This is a genomic window from Phycicoccus flavus, from assembly GCF_004025965.2.
Taxonomy (GTDB): domain Bacteria; phylum Actinomycetota; class Actinomycetes; order Actinomycetales; family Dermatophilaceae; genus Phycicoccus; species Phycicoccus flavus.
In genome coordinates this window covers 1-16,555 of sequence record NZ_SAYU02000085.1, presented here as the reverse complement: position 1 = coordinate 16,555, position 16,555 = coordinate 1, and the positions used below count along the sequence as shown (strand labels likewise).

General features: G+C 72.0%; 12 protein-coding genes and 1 tRNA gene. 3 read left to right on the top strand and 10 right to left on the bottom strand.

The window, feature by feature from the left end; genetic code table 11:
* Positions 1–27 precede the first annotated feature (27 nt).
* The 10 genes from EPD83_RS18090 to EPD83_RS18045 all read right to left on the bottom strand — a co-directional run bounded on the left by EPD83_RS18090 (position 28) and on the right by EPD83_RS18045 (position 14,824).
* Positions 28–1,038, bottom strand: a complete 1,011-nt coding sequence (locus EPD83_RS18090) for a sugar phosphate isomerase/epimerase family protein (protein ID WP_128368607.1) — start codon at positions 1,036–1,038, stop codon at positions 28–30.
* Positions 1,039–1,296: 258 nt separating this feature from the next.
* Positions 1,297–6,045: a ThuA domain-containing protein gene (locus tag EPD83_RS18085; protein ID WP_205859598.1), complete on the bottom strand. Its 4,749-nt coding sequence runs from the start codon at positions 6,043–6,045 to the stop codon at positions 1,297–1,299.
* A 186-nt stretch (positions 6,046–6,231) separates the two neighbouring features.
* Positions 6,232–7,392, bottom strand: a complete 1,161-nt coding sequence (gene xylA / locus EPD83_RS18080; RefSeq protein ID WP_128366765.1) for a xylose isomerase — start codon at positions 7,390–7,392, stop codon at positions 6,232–6,234.
* A complete protein-coding gene (locus EPD83_RS18075; RefSeq protein WP_165566958.1) occupies positions 7,389–8,555 on the bottom strand; it encodes a Gfo/Idh/MocA family protein in 1,167 nt (388 codons plus the stop codon). Before EPD83_RS18075 ends, xylA begins: the two co-directional genes overlap by 4 nt.
* A gap of 121 nt (positions 8,556–8,676) precedes the next feature.
* Positions 8,677–9,747, bottom strand: coding sequence for a substrate-binding domain-containing protein (locus EPD83_RS18070; protein WP_128366798.1), 1,071 nt, complete (start codon positions 9,745–9,747; stop codon positions 8,677–8,679).
* A gap of 76 nt (positions 9,748–9,823) precedes the next feature.
* On the bottom strand, positions 9,824–10,906 hold the full coding sequence (locus EPD83_RS18065) for an ABC transporter permease (RefSeq protein WP_128366799.1): 1,083 nt from the start codon (positions 10,904–10,906) through the stop codon (positions 9,824–9,826).
* Positions 10,903–12,390 carry a sugar ABC transporter ATP-binding protein gene (locus EPD83_RS18060; protein WP_128366801.1) on the bottom strand — a complete coding sequence of 496 codons (1,488 nt, stop codon included), beginning with the start codon at positions 12,388–12,390 and terminating at the stop codon, positions 10,903–10,905. Before EPD83_RS18060 ends, EPD83_RS18065 begins: the two co-directional genes overlap by 4 nt.
* 59 nt (positions 12,391–12,449) lie before the next feature.
* Positions 12,450–13,730 (bottom strand): ROK family transcriptional regulator, encoded by a 1,281-nt coding sequence (locus tag EPD83_RS18055; RefSeq protein WP_128366800.1) that lies wholly within the window; start codon positions 13,728–13,730, stop codon positions 12,450–12,452.
* A gap of 512 nt (positions 13,731–14,242) precedes the next feature.
* Positions 14,243–14,332 (bottom strand) — tRNA-Ser (locus tag EPD83_RS18050).
* A gap of 57 nt (positions 14,333–14,389) precedes the next feature.
* Entirely contained in the window at positions 14,390–14,824 is a 435-nt protein-coding gene (locus EPD83_RS18045; protein ID WP_128366259.1) for a nucleoside deaminase, read from the bottom strand.
* 52 nt (positions 14,825–14,876) lie between these two features.
* Between EPD83_RS18045 and upp the strand changes: the two genes are divergently transcribed.
* The 3 genes from upp to EPD83_RS18030 form a co-directional block, all read left to right on the top strand.
* On the top strand, positions 14,877–15,518 hold the full coding sequence (gene upp / locus EPD83_RS18040; protein WP_128366251.1) for a uracil phosphoribosyltransferase: 642 nt from the start codon (positions 14,877–14,879) through the stop codon (positions 15,516–15,518).
* A 166-nt stretch (positions 15,519–15,684) separates the two neighbouring features.
* Positions 15,685–15,852, top strand: coding sequence for a hypothetical protein (locus EPD83_RS18035; protein ID WP_164896257.1), 168 nt, complete (start codon positions 15,685–15,687; stop codon positions 15,850–15,852).
* Positions 15,853–15,855: 3 nt separating this feature from the next.
* The coding region (locus EPD83_RS18030) for a PH domain-containing protein (protein WP_165566957.1) at positions 15,856–16,555 on the top strand (700 nt) is incomplete at its 3' end.

The window sequence follows — 16,555 nt, the reverse complement described above, 5'->3', positions numbered from 1 at the left end:
CCCGCCCCCGCGCCACCGGGTCTGGGGTCAGTCCTTGGCGGACGAGAAGGCGGCGTCGAAGGCCGCGTCGGGGGCGTCGAAGGCGTTGCGGCGGACGAACTCGAGCGCCTCGGGAGCGCCGACGAGGCGGTCCATCCCGGCGTCCTCCCACTCGACCGAGATCGGGCCGTCGTAGCCGATGGTGTTGAGCATCCGGAAGCACTGCTCCCACGGCACGTCGCCGTGGCCGGTGCTCACGAAGTCCCAGCCCCGGCGCGGGTCCGCCCAGGGCAGGTGGGAGCCGAGCCGGCCGTTGCGGCCGTTGCCGACGAGGCGCTTGGCGTCCTTGCAGTCCACGTGGTAGATCCGGTCCTGGAAGTCCCAGATGAACCCGACCGGGTCCAGGTCCTGCCAGACGAAGTGGCTCGGGTCCCAGTTGAGGCCGAACGCCTCCCGGTGACCGATGGCCTCGAGGGTGCGCACCGTCGTCCAGTAGTCGTAGGCGATCTCGCTGGGGTGGACCTCGTGGGCGAAGCGCACGCCGCACTCGTCGAAGACGTCGAGGATCGGGTTCCAGCGGTCGGCGAAGTCCTGGTAGCCGGCGTCGACGAGCTCCGGGGAGGCCGGCGGGAACATCGCCACGTACTTCCAGATGGAGGAGCCGGTGAAGCCGACGACGGTCTTCACCCCGAGCCGCTCGGCGGCCCGGGCGGTCATCTTCATCTCCTCGGCGGCGCGCTGCCGCACGCCCTCGGGGTCGCCGTCGCCCCAGATCCGCGGGGACAGGATGTCCTGGTGACGGGCGTCGATCGGGTCGTCGCAGACGGCCTGGCCCTTGAGGTGGTTCGAGATCGTCCAGACCTGGAGGTTGTACTTCTCGAGGAGGTCGAGCTTGCCCTGGACGTAGGCGTCGTCCTCGGCGGCCTGCCACGGGTCGAGGTGGTCGCCCCAGCAGGCGATCTCGAGACCGTCGTAGCCCCACTCCGAGGCCAGGCGTGCGACCTCCTCGAACGGGAGGTCCGCCCACTGTCCGGTGAACAGGGTGATCGGTCGTGCCATGGTCGCTGTCCTCTTCTCTCTCTTCGGGGTGCTGTCTGGATGCGTCAGGGGTGCCGGGCGGTCGTGACGGACCGACGCCGGGACGGAGCGCTGATGCCCCGGCGCCGGCCGCCGGGGCGCGAACGGACGAACCGCCCACGCCCCTCCGTCGTGCGGTCTCGGCCCCCCGCCGGCCGGTGGGCCGAATCCCACCGACCGACGGGGAGTCCACCGGCGTGGTGCCGGATCGGGGCCGAGATCCTCACGACGGAACCCTTCTCAGAGCCCGGCCCGCAGGGCCTCGCCGAGGTCGAGCAGGATCGCGCGCGTCTCCGCGTCGGTCACCTGCCGGGCCGCGCCGACGAACCGGTCGAGCTCGCGCTCGGCGTTCGCAGTGCGACCTGCGTCGGCGTGCTTCTCGGCCAGGGCGAGGTGCCGGGCGAGGGTCTTGGCCTGCTTGGCCGAGAGGTCGCCCTCGTCGACGAGCCGGTCGAGGACGGTCTGCGCCGCCTCGAACGTCACCTCGACGGTGAAGGTCACCGTCTCGGTCGCGGTGTTGCCCGCCTCGTCGGTGGCCGTCACCTCGATGACGTGCTCGCCACTGCCGAGGGCGGTCCCCTCGAGGCTCGCCTCGGTGCCGTCGACGGCCTCGCCGTCGAGCGTCATGGAGACCGAGGCCACGCCGGACGTCGCGTCGGTGGCCTCGACGGCCACCTCGACGGTGTCGGCGATCGACACCGTCGCGCCGTCCTCGACCCCGGAGACCGTGGTCTCCGGGTCCGTGGCGTCGACCTTCACCTCGACGGACTCGACCTGCGAGACGTTGCCCGCCTCGTCGGTCGCCCGGAACGCCACCGTGTGGGTGCCGTCCTCGGTCACCTCGACCGGACCCTCGTACGCGGTCCACTCGCCGTCGCCGACGCGGTACTCGAGCGTCGGCTCGTCGGTGACGTCGTCCGTGGCGGTCGCCGTCACCGTGACCGCGGAGGTGTACCACCCGTTCTCGCCGTTCGGCTCGCTCGGGTCGGTGCTCACCTCCACCGTCGGGGCGGTGGTGTCCTCCGTGCCGTCACCGCAGTCGGTGGCGGTGTCGTCCGGCGTGAACGTGAAGTAGTCGAACCGTGCCGCGATGGGCAGGGCCGCCTCCTGGTTCGCCGTACCCCACAGGCCGATCCTCGGCTCGTTGATCCCGTTCAGGGACCGCGTGCCGTTGACGGTCTGCCAGGTCGAGCCGTCCCGGCTGTACTGCGCGGTGACGTCGAGCCCGTTCGTGCTCGACAGGCGCAGCCAGATGCTGTCCGGGAAGTCCGCGCCGAGGGCGGCGGAGTTCGTCTCGGTGGGCGAGCCTCCGACCTCGGTGAGGAACTGGACGACGTTCGCGGCCCGGTTGGGGGTCGCGCTGCGGCCCTGGAGGACCAGCTTCATGTAGTTGTCGTCGTCGCCGTACACGATGAGCCCGGCCTGCTGGTACTGCCGGGTGGCCGGCAGGCTCATCTTCGTGGTCGCCTCGAAGGCGCCTCCGGGGAGGTGCTGGAGGACGAGGTTCGGCGTCCGGCCGCCGGGCGAGCCGTAGAGGTCCGGCGTGGCGAGGTCGATGACGAGGTCACCGTCCTGCACCGACAAGTCCTCGTCGACCCGGACGTTGCTGTCCCAGCGGTCGGTGTCCAGCGCGGTGCCGTCGAAGCCGTCGGACCGACCCGTGAAGCAGTCTGGCAGGGGCTCGCCGACCCGGATCGTCACGGTGCGCGTGGCCTTGGCGCCGCGGGCGTCGGTCGCGGTGACCGTCGCCCGGTAGGTGCCCGACTCGGTGTAGGTGTGCGTCGCCGCACCGGACTCGCCGGTGTCGTCGGTCGCCCCGTCACCGAAGTTCCACGTGAACGTGATCGGGTCGTCGCCGTCGGGGTCGGTCGCCTCGGCGGTGAAGGCCACCTCGAGGGGGACCTGGCCGTCGGTGACGTCCGCCGTGAGCGACAGCTCCGGACGCTGGTTCTCCGTGACGCCACGGCCACCGAAGTCGATCCAGTTGATGTTCGACCCGCCGCTGGTCTGGACGAAGTAGAGCGGTCCGGACCGGGTCGCGGTCTCGCCGCTCACCTCGCCCGAGAAGTACTCGTACTCCTGCCAGCCCGCGGTCGCGTCGACCCGGATCGTCGCGACCACCGGACCGTCCGGGGCGCCCGTGCGGACCTCCCAGTCGGCCCCGCCCGCGTCGGACGCGGCGCGGAAGGTGATCTCGTCGATGTTCGTGAGGTTCATGACGTCCCAGCGGATCCAGTCACCGGGCTCGATGTACCCGATGTTGCTGCCGCCGCCGAGGTCGTCGCTCGCGTCCTCGATGATGACGCCGGGGTCGCCGTTGGTGCCGTCACCGACCCGCCCCGTGGCGTCGAAGAACTCCGCCTCGGTGCGCTTGGTGTGGAGCACGACGGTGTCCTGACCCGTGAGGGCGGACGCGCCGTCGGCGCCGTCGTCGGTGTAGGTCGCGGTGATGGTGCCGAAGATGTTCGCCCCGACGTGGCCCTCGTCACCGGGCAGGGGGAGGGTGCCGGAGCATCCCGTGTACTGCTCGTAGCCGTGGGCGTGCTCGTCGTGGCCGAGCGCCGGCTGGACGACGACCTTGTCGCAGTCGATCTCGCCGTCCTCGGGGTCGGTGACCTTCACCTCGTAGGCGATGGTGTCGCCGAACTCGAAGAAGCCGCCGTCGACGGGCGCGACGATCTCCACCGTCGGAGCCGTGTTCCCGACGACGATGTCGAGGTTCGAGACGGCCGTGCGGCCGTCGGCGTCGGTGACGGTGAGCCGGGCGGTGTAGTCGCCCACCTCGGTGTAGGTGTGCGACGTCGTGACGTCCGTGGAGTCCGTCGTGCCGTCACCGTCGAAGTCCCAGGCGTAGGTCACCGCGGTGCCGTCGGGGTCCCGCGAGCCGGTGGCGTCGAACTCGACGGTCAGCGGTGCGGCCCCGGAGGTCGGGGTGGCGCTCGCCTTGGCGATCGGCGCCCGGTTGCCCTGGACGTAGTCGATCCGGTAGACGCCGGAGTCGGCGTTGTTGCCGCCGAAGCCGCTGCCCCACTCGATCATGTAGAGCGCCCCGTCCGGGCCGAACTGCAGTGCGTGCGGCCGCGTCATCGGCAGGTCGGGCAGGAAGCGATTGAGGTCGACGACGTCGGTGTGCTCGTCGTTCAGCTGCACGGTGAAGAGCCGGCTGTTGTTCCAGTCCGCCCAGATCGCCTTCTCGTCGAAGTAGGCGGGCCACTTGCGGTCCGACTCCAGGTCGGGGTCGTAGGCGTAGGTGCCCGAGGTCATCGGGGCGCCGCTGCCCCCGATCTCCGAGTTGTCCGTGCTCGACTTGCCCTGCCAGAGCTCGGCGCCCTGGACCGGCGGGAGCTCGGTGAGGCCGGTGTTGTTCGGCGAGTCGTTGACCGGCGCCGAGCAGTCGAAGGCGTCACCGGACTGGCCGGTGGCGAAGTCGTAGTCGATGTACGGGGTGACGTCGCCGACGCAGTAGGGCCAGCCGTAGAAGCCGGGCTCGTCGACGATGTTCCACTCGACCCGGCCGTCGGGGCCGCGGTCCGGGTTCGCCGACCCGGCGTCGGGACCGTAGTCCGCGACGAGGATCGCCCCGGTCTGCTCGTCGAGGCCGATGCGGAACGGGTTGCGGAAGCCCATGCCGTAGATCTCCGGCCGGGTCTTCTCGGTCCCCGGGGCGTACAGGTTGCCGTCGGGGATGTCGTAGCCGCCCTCGTCCTTCGGCGTGATCCGCAGGATCTTGCCCGAGAGGCTGTTGGTGTTCGCGGACGTGCGCTGGCTGTCCCAGGCCGCCCGGCCGTCGCGCTCGTCGAGCGGGGCGTAGCCGTCCGAGGCGAACGGGTTGGTGTTGTCACCCGTCGCGACGTACAGGTTGCCGTCGTTGTCGAACTCCAGGGCGCCCCCGGCGTGGCAGCACTCGTTGCGCTGGACCGGGATCTCGAGGATCTCGGTGGCCGAGGCCCGGTCGAGGGTGTTCCCGTCCATGGTGAAGCGGGTGACCCGGTCGACCGACTCCGAGCCGGCCGGCGAGTGGTAGAGGTACACCCAGTCGTTCGTCGCGAAGTCGGGGTCGAGCGCGATGCCGAGGAGACCGAACTCCTGGCCGGTGTAGACCTCGAGCGTCCCGGCCGTCGACACGTTGCCGTTCGGCTGGATGACGCGGACGTCACCGTTCCGGTCGATGTAGAACACCCGGCCGTCGTCGGCGATGTCCAGCTCCATCGGGTTCGCCGTGTTGTCGTCCAGCGTCACCTTCTCAAAGCTCTCACCGAGGGTGGCGCCGCAGTCGGCCGCCTGGACGCCCGCGGCGGTGCGGATGCCGCCGAGCAGGTGGTCGAGGAACTCCGGCTCGCTGAAGCTGGCGTCGGTGTGCCCGAGGCCGGTGTACCAGGCGCGGCCGCCCTCGTAGTCCTGGCACCAGGAGATCGGGTGCTCCGGGCCCATGGTCCCGCCCTCGTACGAGGTCTCGTCGAGCGAGGCGAGGACGTGGACGTCCTGCATCGGGTTGTCGCGGAAGTTGTACAGCTCGTCGGTCCGGGTCCACAGCGCCGGCAGGTCCGCCGTCGACGGGTGGGCGGGGTCCTGGACCTTGACCGTCACGTCGGGCGTGCCGGCCGGGTGGTTCGCGAAGTACGCGCCGACGAGCTCGCCGTACCAGGGCCAGTCGTACTCGGTGTCGGACGCCGCGTGGACGCCGGCGTAGCCGCCGCCGTCCGCGACGTAGCGCTCGAAAGCCGCCTGCTGGTCGGCGTTGAGCACGTCGCCGGTGGTCGACAGCCAGATGACGACGTCGTAGTCGTCGAGGGTGTCGTCGGTGAAGACCCCGGCGTCCTCGGTGGCGTCCACGGTGAAGCCGTGCTCGGCACCGAGCTGCTCGATGGCGGCGATGCCCGCCGGGATCGAGCCGTGCCGGAACCCGGCCGTCTTGCTGAAGACGAGGGCGCTGAACGGGTCGGTCTCACCGTGCCCGTCGTGCGCGACGGCGGGGGCGCTGGCCCCCATCACCGCCAGTGGGACCGCGACGAGCGAGGCCACCGACAGGGCGATTGCTCGCCGTGTCCGTGTCCACGCCCGTGACGTGAGCATGTTCATCAACCGTTCCTCCTCGAACAGGTGGTGGGTGCGCTCCCTGTGGTCCGGGGCGGGTCCCCGGGCGTTCGGCCCTGGTCTGCGGCGGTGCTCTCGCGGTCAGCGCACCCCCATGAGGTGCTCCATGGCGAGCTGGTCGAGGGCCTCGTGGCCCACCGAGCGCCGCCCGAGGGCCTCGATGTCCTTCTCCTCGGCGCGCAGGTCCGCCAGCGACTCGCCGGGGGCGAGGGTCGGCTCGTGGATCGCGTCGACCTCGGCGGCCTCCATCGCGGCGACGACGTCGGGGTCGGCCCGGAAGGCCTGCACCTTCTCGCGCAGGATGAGGTAGTTGCGCATGCAGCCGCGCGCGGACTCCCACACGCCGTCGATGGCCTCGGCGCGCGGGGGCTTGTAGTCGAAGTGGACGTAGCCGTCGTACGCCACGTCGGTGCCGCTGCCGAGCATGGCGTCGACCGCCCAGAACGCCCCGCGCAGGTTCCCGGCGCCGAAGCGCAGGTCCTGGTCGAACCGGGGCCCGTGCTGGCCGTTGAGGTCGATGTGGAAGAGCTTCCCGTGCCACAGCGCCTGCTGGATGCCGTGGGCGAAGTTCAGCCCCGCCATCTCCTCGTGCCCGACCTCGGGGTTGAGGCCGACCATCTCGGGGTGCTGCAGCTCGGAGATGAAGGCGATGGCGTGCCCGATGGACGGCAGCAGGATGTCCCCGCGCGGCTCGTTGGGCTTCGGCTCGATCGCGAACCGCAGCGAGTATTCCTGGTCCTTGACGTACTGCGTGGCGAGGTTGACCGCGTCGGCCATCCGCTGCAGCGCGACCCGCACGTTCTTGCCGCCCCCGTGTTCGGCCCCCTCCCGGCCGCCCCACATGACGAAGGTGTCGGCGCCGAGCTCGGCGGCCAGGTCGATGTTGCGCAGCACCTTGCGGGTCGCGTACCGGCGCACCTCGCGGTTGTTGGCGGTGAGCGCCCCCTCCTTGAAGATCGGGTGGCCGAAGAGGTTCGTCGTCACCATCTCGGCGCGGATCCCGGTCTCGGCCAGCGCCTTCGTGAAGCGGTCCAGGGTCTCCTGGCGGGTGGACTCGTCGGGCAGGAGGTCGTCGTCGTGGAAGCTGACGGCGGCCGCGCCGAGCTCGGCCAGGGTGTACGTGGCCTCCACGGGGTCCAGGAGCGGACGGCTGGCGGGACCGAAGACGTCGACCCCCTGCCAGCCCACGGTCCACAGGCCGAAGCTGAACTTGTCCTCGGGGCGGGGCGTGTAGTCGCTCATGCGGGGACCTCCCGCCAGGCGCGGCTCTCCGAGCTGGTCTCGACGGCGTCGAGCACCCGCTGCACCTGCAGCCCGTCGGCGAAGCTCGGCGCGGGGTGCTCGCCCGCGGCGATGCCCTCGACGAGATCGACGACCTGGTGGGTGAAGCCGTGCTCGTAGCCGAGGCCGTGCCCGGGCGGCCACCACGCGGCGACGTACGGGTGGTCGGCCTCGGTGGCGAGGATGCGGCGGAAGCCGGCGACCCCCGCGGGCTCGCGGTGGTCGAAGTACTCCAGGACGTTCATGTCCTCGAAGTCGAAGGCGATGGCCCCGTCGGAGCCGTTGACCTCCAGGCGGATGGCGTTCTTGCGGCCGGTGGCGAAGCGGGTCGCCTCGAAGACGCCCATGGCGCCGCCGGCGAACCGCCCGAGGAAGGAGGCGGCGTCGTCGACGGTGACCGGGCCGCGCTCGGTGCCGGCCGAGCCGGACAGGCCGGCGTGGTCGGTGGCCACCGGTCGCTCGTCGACGAAGGTCCGCAGGCTGCCGACGACCTCGGCCAGGCGGTCGCCGGTGACGAACTGGGCGAGGTCGACGATGTGCGCGCCGATGTCGCCGAGGGCGCCGGACCCCGCGAGGTCCTTGTCGAGGCGCCAGGACAGCGGCGCCTCGGGGTCCACGATCCAGTCCTGGAGGTACTGCGCCCGCACGTGGTGGATGCGGCCCAGGCGGCCCTCGGCCACGAGCCGCCGCGCGAGGGCGATGGCCGGCACCCGGCGGTAGGTGAAGCCCGCCATGGCGACGACGCCGCGCTCACGGGCCTCGGCGGCGGCCGCGGCCATCCGCTCGGCCTCCTCGACGGTGTTCGCCAGGGGCTTCTCGCACAGGACGTGCTTGCCCGCCTGCAGCGCGGCGACGGCGATCTCGCAGTGGGTGTTCCCGGGCGTGCAGATGTCGACGAGGTCGATGTCGTCGCGCTCGAGGACCTCGCGCCAGTCGTCGGCGCTGTCCCGCCACCCGAGGGCGCGGGCGGCCTCCTTGGCGCGGCCGGCGTCCCGGCCGACGACGACGCTCATCTCGGGCTCGAGCGGGAGGTCGAAGAACCGGGGCGCGGTGCGCCAGGCCTGCGAGTGCGACTTGCCCATGAACGAGTGGCCGATCATGGCGACGGCCAGGGTGCCGGTCATCGTGGGTGTTCCTGTCTGTCGGGCGTGCGGGTGGGGGTGAGGGTCCCGACCCCTCCCGCGGCGCGTGGCCGCGGGAGGGGCGGGCCGGGCGGGCGCCCCTCACCGGCGCCCGCGGTCTTGCTCAGGACTCGAAGGCCGTCGGGAGGAACTGGTCGACGTTCTCCTTGGTGACGACGGGCGCGTACAGCTGCACCTCGCGCGGCACCTCGACCTCGACGAGGTCGCCGAGGGCCTTCTCCTGGGCCAGGAGCCGGGCGAGCTTGATGCCGTCCGCGGCCTGGGTCGAGGGGTAGATGACGGTGGCCTGGAGGACCGAGCCGCCCTCCTTGATCGAGCGCATGGCGTTCGCCGAGCCGGCGCCGCCGACCATGAAGAACTCGTCGCGGTTGGCGTTCTGGATGGCCGCGAGGACGCCGACGCCCTGGTCGTCGTCGTGGTTCCAGATCGCGTCGATCTTCGGCGCCGCCTGCAGGAGGTTGGACGCGGCGCGCTCGCCGCCCTCGACGGTGAAGTCGGCGGCGACGCGGTTGTCGACGTCGAGCCCGCAGGACTTCAGCGCGTCCTCGAAGCCCTGGCTGCGGTCCTGGGTGAGCGGGAGGGAGTCGATGCCGGCGATCTCGGCGACGACGGCGTCGGACTGGCCCTCGAGCTGGCTGCAGATGTACGTGCCGGCCGAGACGCCCATGCCGTAGTTGTCGCCGAGGACGGTGACGCGGGCGGCGTTCGGGTCGTCGAACTCGCGGTCGACGTTGATGACCGGGATGCCGGCCTCCATCGCCTTCATGGCGACGGGGGTCATGGCGGCGCCGTCGAACGGCAGCAGGACGATGGCGTCGACGCCGTCGTTGATGAACGTCTCCACCTGGCTGATCTGGAGGTTGACGTCGTTCGTACCCTCCGCGACCCGCAGGTCGACGTCGGAGTACTGCTCGGCGGCCTTCTTGGCGGAGGTGGTGATCGACCCCATCCAGCCGTGGTCGGCGGCGGGGGCCGAGAAGCCGATGACGACCTCGTCACCGGGCTCGTCGTTGGCGACGACGTTCTGGGCCTGCTGGCCCGAGGCGTCCTCGTTCTCGGTGCTCGGGGTGTTGCTCGTGCACGCGGCGAGGGAGACGGCGGCGAGGGCGGTCACGGCGCCGGCGCCGATCCGGCGGGCCCTGGGGGCGCGGGCGAGAGGACTGCGGAGAGACATCGGTGGCTCCTGGTTCTACGGGTTTCTGTTACTGGCGGTGGTGATGGACGATGGACGGGACAGGTGTGGGAGAGCGCTATTCGCTGGACTTGCGGTTGGCGAGACGCTGCTGCAGCAGGACGGCGACGACGATGATGGCGCCCTTGAGCAGGGACTGCTCCGAGATGGAGCGGTTGTTGAGCGTGAAGACGTTCGTGAGCGTCGTGAAGATGAGGACACCGAACACGGTGCCGACGATCGTGCCCCGGCCGCCGGAGAGCAGGGTGCCGCCGATGACGACCGCCGCGATGGCGTCGAGCTCGTAGAGCGTGCCGTGGGTCGAGCTGCCGGTGGTCGTCCGGGCGACGAGCATGAGCGCGGCGATGGCGCAGCAAACGCCGACGAGGACGTAGAGCAGGACGGTGTGCCGGCGGACGTTGATGCCGGCGAGGCGGGCGGCCTCCGGGTTGCCGCCGACGGCGATGGTGCGGCGGCCGAAGGTCGTGCGGTTGAGGACGACCCACCCGATGACCGCGACGAGCGCGAAGAGCCAGACCTGGACCTCGACGCCGAGCAGGCGCGCGGTGAAGAAGTCGCGGAAGCCGGGGACGGTGACGATCTGGGTCCGGCGCAGCGAGATGATCTCGGCCAGGCCGCGGGCACTGGCCAGCATGGCGAGGGTGGCGATGAAGGGCACCACCCTCCCGTAGGAGATGAGCACCCCGTTGACCAGGCCGCAGCCGATGCCGACGAGCAGGGCGACGCCGGCCATGACGATCCAGTGCGTGTCCTCGGCGATGACCTGGGTGGCCAGGGTCGTGCACCAGACCGAGGAGAGCGCGAGGATCGCGCCGACCGACAGGTCGATGCCGCCGCCGGTGATGACGAAGGTCATCCCGATGCTCACGACGCCGATGGTGGCCGCGAGCCGCAGGATGGTCAGCGCGTTGTCGGTGGAGGCGAACCGGTCACCCGCCGTGAAGGCGCCGACGACGCACAGCAGCAGCAGGGCGACGACGAGGCCGGCGTTGCGGCCGACCCCGGTCTGCAGCAGGGACAGGGCGCGGGTCGAGAGGTCGCCGCCCCCGGTCCGGCGGGTGGACTCGTGGGGTTGCTCCGGCCCGGCGGCGCGAGCGGGCTGCTCGGCGTCCTGGCTCTCGGTGACTCCGGGGCTGCTCATGCGACTTTCCCTTCCATGACGAGGTCGAGGACTCTGGACTCGTCGAGCTCGGTGGCGGCTGACTCGTGGACGACGCGGCCCTCGCGGACGACGAGGACCCGGTCGGCGAGACCGAGCACCTCCTCGACCTCGCTCGAGACGACGACGACGGCCACGCCCTCGTCGGCGAGCGAGCGGATGAGGGCGTAGATCTCGCTCCGCGCGCCGACGTCGACCCCCCGGGTCGGCTCGTCGAGGAGGAGCACGCGGCAGCCGCGCAGCAGCCACCGGGCGAGGACGACCTTCTGCTGGTTGCCGCCGGAGAGCTTCCCGACCGGACGGGTCACCCCGCGCGGGCGGACGTCGAGCTGCTCGGTGAGGCGCTCGGCCTCCGACTTCTCGTCGCCGCGCCGCAGGAACCCCCAGCGGGCGAAGCGGCCCATCGAGGAGATGGTCACGTTGTTCGAGATCGGCTCGCCGAGCAGGAGGCCCTGGCTCTTGCGCTCCTCGGGGCAGAGCCCCATGCCGGCGGCGACCGCGGCCGACACCGACCCGCGGCGCAGCTTCTTGCCGTCGACGGTGACCGTCCCGGCGGTCGCGCGGCGCGCGCCGTAGACGGTCTCGACGATCTCGGAGCGGCCGGCGCCGACGAGGCCGGCCAGGCCGACGATCTCCCCCGCGTGCACCTCGAGGTCGACACCGGAGAAGGTGCCGCCGAGCGCCAGGCCCTCGACCTTGAGGACGGGGTCGGTGCTCGTGTCGACCCTGCCGGTGCGGTCCGGGAAGACGTACTCGATCGAGCGGCCGGTCATGAGGCGGATGAGCTCGGAGGTCGGCGTCTCGCTCACCGGCAGGCCGGTGGCCACGGTGGCGCCGTCCTTGAGGACGGTGATCCGGTCGCCGATGCGGCGGATCTCCTCGAGGCGGTGGGAGATGTAGACGATGGCGACGCCCTCGGCCGTCAGCCCCTCCATGACGTGGAAGAGGTTCTCGACCTCCTCGCCGTCGAGCACCGCCGACGGCTCGTCGAGGACGAGGAGCTTGGTCTCGTGCGAGAGGGCGCGGGCCATGCTGACGATCTGCTGGCTGGCCGGCGACAGCGTCTCCACGAGGCGGGTGGCCGAGATCTCCGGGTGCCCGAGCCGCTCGAGGAGGGCGCGGGTGCGGCTGTTCGCCGTGGCGGTCTGCGAGATCCCGCCGCGGGAGAGCTCGTGGCCGAGGAAGACGTTCTCGGCCACCGTGAGGCCGGGGACGAGGTCGAGCTCCTGGTAGATCGTCGAGATCCCGAGCTTCATCGCCGAGACCGGTGTCGGCAGCGAGACCTCCTCGCCGTCCCACCGGATCGTGCCCTCGTCGGGCTGGTAGGAGGCGGACAGGACCTTGATGAGGGTCGACTTGCCGGCGCCGTTCTGGCCGAGCAGGCAGTGCACCTCCCCGGGACGGACGTCGAGGTCGACCCCGTCGAGGGCGCGGACCCCGGGGAACTCCTTGACGATGCCGTGCATCTCGAGGATCGGTCGCGAGTCGCCGCGGGTCGCGGTGTCGTCGCGGTCGGTGGCGGTGCTCATGAGGAGGCTCCTCGCATCTCGTCGGCGGCCGGGCGGAGGGGGACGACGGTGGGGTCGTCGTAGACACGGCGGGTGGACCGGAGCGCGCCGCCCCGGACCGCCGCGGAGAACCCGAGGGTCGAGAGCTCGACGCGGCACCCGCCGGCGTGCGGCGCGAACACCTCGCCGGCGAGCTCGGCCTGGAGGCGGGGGAGGAACCACGGGCCGAGCTCGGCGAAGTAGCCGCCGAGCACGAGGACCTCGGGGTTGAAGAGGTTGACGAGCGTCCCGCAGCCGCGGACCAGGGCGTCCCCGACCTGCTCGATCGCGCGCAGGGTGCGGGCCTGCCGCTGCTCGGCGCGGGCCCGCACCTGCTGCAGGCGCTGGACGACGTCGACGGACGGGTCGCGCACGGGGTCGCTCGCGGGGGCGGCGGCACGCAGGAGGGCACCGAGGCCGACGACGGTCTCCCAGCAGCCGCGGCGCCCGCAGCGGCAGCGGCGGCCGTCGGGCTCGAAGTGCATGTGGCCGAGTTCGCCGGCGAAGCCCCGGCCACCGCGCAGCAGCCGGCCGCTCGTGACGACCCCGCCGCCGACGCCGACGGCGCCGGTGATGAGGATGAGCTCCCGGGCGGTCTCGGGGTGGCGGACCTCGAGCTCGGCGAGCGCCGACAGGTTCGCCTCGTTGTCGAGGTCGATGGGGTACACCGGGTCGCCGAGGGCGGTGCGCAGGACGTCGACCACCGGTGTCCCGCGCCAGCCGAGGTTCGGGGCGTCGTCGACGGTGCCGGTGGCCGGCGCCACGATGCCGGGCAGGGCGAGGGTGAGCCCGACGACGTCGGAACCCTCCCGCACGACCGGGTCCAGGACCGTGCGGCAGAGGGCGGCGAGCCGGGAGAGGACGTCCGTCGCGGCCATGGCCGCCGTGTCCAGCGCGACCCGGCGCTCGGCGACGGCCTCGCCGCGCAGGTTGGTCACGAGCACGGAGACGTAGTCGGTGTTCACCTCGGCGCCGACGGCCACGAGGGTCGTGGCGGCGATCTCGACCACGCGTCCGGGACGGCCGACGCCGCCCCGCTCGGTCTCGCCCTCCACGACGAGACCGCGGGCGGCCAGCTCGGCGACGAGGCTCGACACCGTCGCCTTGTTGAGCCCGACGTCGGCGGCGATGCGGGCCCGCGACCGGTCCCCGTGCACGCGCAGGTGGCGCAGGACGAGGGAGAGGTTGTGCCGGCGGACCGCGACCTGGTCCGCGGTGAGGCCGGCGCCGAGACGGACACGGGAGGACTGCGTCGTCATCGTCGGCACCTCCGTCGGCATCCTCGTCCCGGCCTCGTCGCCAGTACGTTGGGGCGCCAAACTAACTGCCTGCTTCTCAGGGTGTCAACGGTCTCCGACGATTTTGTGAATCGGGCTGCTTGTCTACCCCGGGTAAGCGCACGGTAAACACGCTGTTAGACAACGTTTCTCGCTCTTCGCTTCCGACTTTTGACTGGTCAAAATACGTAAGACGGTCAGGCGTCCGGGACTTCACATGTCGCGGCACTCTCAGGAAGACCGGCCCGGTCACGTCGTCGGCGGTGGCCGTCGGCGTCGTGCCGGGGCGCGGGTCCGACCGTCCCGCGCAGCGTCCCCGTCCCGTCCCGGCCGCCGGCCACGGGGTCGGGCGCGGGCGACCGACACGCCGACGACAGCAGTCCTCCGCGGTCGGCGTGTCGTCGTCCCGTCACCGGGGGCGGGGCGCCGGCTCCCACCCGGCCGCGGACAGCGAGGAACCCCCGGTCGCAAGGGGGGCGTCCGGGGGTTCCGACTGGCGGTGGCGGTGGGATTTGAACCCACGGACGGGTTGCCCCGTCACACGCTTTCGAGGCGTGCTCCTTAGGCCGCTCGGACACGCCACCGCCGGAGAGGCTACCCGAGCCCCCGGCCGCCCCGAAAATCGGCGGCCGGGCCGGGGATCAGGCGCGGTGGGCGGCGAAGAAGCGGCGGACGAGGTCGCCGCACTCCTCCTCGAGCACCCCGCCGACGACCTCCGCCCGGTGCGTGACCCGGCGCTCGCGCGGCACGTCCCAGACCGACCCGCAGGCCCCGAGCTTGGGGTCCCAGGCGCCGAGGACGACCCGGGCCACCCGGGCGAGGACGAGGGCGCCGGCGCACATCGGGCACGGCTCCATCGTCACGACGAGGGTGCACCCCGTGAGCCGCCACTCCCCCGCCGTGGCCGCGGCCGCGCGCAGCGCGACGACCTCGGCGTGCCCGGTGGGGTCGCCGCTCGCCTCCCGGACGTTCCAGCCCTCCCCGAGGACGGCACCGTCCGGCCCGAGCACGAGGGCCCCGACCGGCACGTCCCCCGTCGGGAGCGCCCGTTCCGCGAGGCCGAGCGCACGCCGCATCGCCGCCTCGTCGGCGGGGTCGGTCGGGAACGGCACGCGCTAAGTTTCCCCCATGCGCGTCATCAACCCGGACCACCGGCTCATCGCCCACAAGCTGACCTACCTCCGGGACGAGCGCACGGACTCGCCGACCTTCCGCCGCCTGGCCGAGGAGCTGATGACCCTCCTCGCCTACGAGGCCACCCGTGAGGTGCGCGTCGAGCCGTTCGAGATCCGCACCCCGGTGGCGCCGACCACCGGCATCAAGCTCTCCAACCCCAAGCCGCTCGTCGTGCCGATCCTGCGGGCCGGGCTCGGGATGCTCGAGGGCATGGTCCGGCTGCTGCCGAGCGCCGAGGTCGGGTTCCTCGGCATGCAGCGCGACGAGGAGACCCTCGAGGCCGTGACCTACGCCAACCGGCTGCCCGACGACCTGTCCGGACGGCAGGTGTACCTCCTGGACCCGATGCTCGCGACCGGCGGCTCGATGGCCGACGCCGTCCGCTACCTCGCCGAGCGCGGCGCCGACGACATCACCTGCGTCTGCCTGCTCGCGGCCCCGGAGGGCATCTCAGCGCTGGAGGACTCGGTCGCGGCCCTCGACATCCCGGTCACTTTGGTGACCGGCTCCATCGACGAGCGGCTCAACGAGGTCGGCTACATCGTGCCCGGCCTCGGCGACGCCGGCGACCGCCTCTACGGCGTCGTCCAGTGACCGGCTGACCCTCCTCACACGGCCGGGCCCACGACGCGACCCGGATCCGGCCGATCACCCCTCGACACGCCACGCCGGTCGCTATCATCCGCCACACCCGTCACATCTGCGACCATCGCTCATCGAGGCGTGCACCGGGCGCGCCCCGCCGCAGGAGGACGTGAGCATGCCACCGATCAAGAAGATCGTGCTGTGGCTCGTCGTCATCTTCCTGCTCTACGCCATCTTCACCTCGCCCGACCAGGCCGCCGCCATCTTCGGCGCCGCCTGGGACATCGTGTCCACCGGGGTGCAGAACATCGCGCGGTTCTTCGACAGCCTCATCAGGCGCTGACCCGTGCGCCGGGTCCACGCCGTCGCGAACGGGACCCCGGAGACGGTCGAGGAGGACCTCGCCGTCATGCCGCGGCGGGTGCGGCGCAGCCTGCTCAACCAGCTCGCCGAGGGTGAGCGGATCATCGTGCGGACCCGCCAGAGCCCGCAGGTGCTCCTCCAGGACGCCGGCTGGCCGCTGCTGGCCCTCGCGGTCTGGGTCTTCCTCGTCGCGAAGGTCGGGGTGACCCCGCAGCTCTCGGACGTCGTGTTCGTCGCCTTCCTCGTCGCCTCAGCGCGGCTGGTGTGGAAGGAGGCCCAGCGCCGCTACAGCTGGTTCGTGGCGACGAACCGGCGGGTGCTCAAGCACAGCGGCATCATCATCCACAAGGTGCCGATGATGCTGCTGCGCAAGGTCACCGACATGACCTACAGCCGCTCCCTCCTCGGGCAGATCGGCGGGTACGGGACGATCCTCTTCGAGAGCGCCGGGCAGCAGCAGGCGATCCGCGAGCTCACCTTCGTCCCCGACCCCGACGCCGTGGCGCAGGCACTCAACGCCGAGATCTACGGCACCCGGCCCCGACGGTCGACGACGAGCCGCGACCGGTCCTGGCCGCGCCTGCCCCGCCGGCCGCGCCGCGGCGGCGCGGGTCCCGACACCGGGAGCGGTGGGCCCGAAGACCCGGGCGGCGACGGCGGGCCGCCCCGCGGTCGGGGGCCGG

What these genes read in the sequence shown, in the direction of transcription:
- EPD83_RS18085 (WP_205859598.1), bottom strand. Translation starts at nt 6,045, where the DNA reads ATGGGGGCCAGCGCCCCCGCCGTCGCGCACGACGGGCACGGTGAGACC.
- EPD83_RS18035 (WP_164896257.1), top strand. Translation starts at nt 15,685, where the DNA reads ATGCCACCGATCAAGAAGATCGTGCTGTGGCTCGTCGTCATCTTCCTG.
- EPD83_RS18055 (WP_128366800.1), bottom strand. Translation starts at nt 13,730, where the DNA reads ATGACGACGCAGTCCTCCCGTGTCCGTCTCGGCGCCGGCCTCACCGCG.
- EPD83_RS18090 (WP_128368607.1), bottom strand. Translation starts at nt 1,038, where the DNA reads ATGGCACGACCGATCACCCTGTTCACCGGACAGTGGGCGGACCTCCCG.
- EPD83_RS18070 (WP_128366798.1), bottom strand. Translation starts at nt 9,747, where the DNA reads ATGTCTCTCCGCAGTCCTCTCGCCCGCGCCCCCAGGGCCCGCCGGATC.
- EPD83_RS18060 (WP_128366801.1), bottom strand. Translation starts at nt 12,390, where the DNA reads ATGCACGGCATCGTCAAGGAGTTCCCCGGGGTCCGCGCCCTCGACGGG.
- EPD83_RS18065 (WP_128366799.1), bottom strand. Translation starts at nt 10,906, where the DNA reads ATGAGCAGCCCCGGAGTCACCGAGAGCCAGGACGCCGAGCAGCCCGCT.
- upp (WP_128366251.1), top strand. Translation starts at nt 14,877, where the DNA reads ATGCGCGTCATCAACCCGGACCACCGGCTCATCGCCCACAAGCTGACC.
- EPD83_RS18075 (WP_165566958.1), bottom strand. Translation starts at nt 8,555, where the DNA reads ATGACCGGCACCCTGGCCGTCGCCATGATCGGCCACTCGTTCATGGGC.
- EPD83_RS18045 (WP_128366259.1), bottom strand. Translation starts at nt 14,824, where the DNA reads ATGCGGCGTGCGCTCGGCCTCGCGGAACGGGCGCTCCCGACGGGGGAC.
- xylA (WP_128366765.1), bottom strand. Translation starts at nt 7,392, where the DNA reads ATGAGCGACTACACGCCCCGCCCCGAGGACAAGTTCAGCTTCGGCCTG.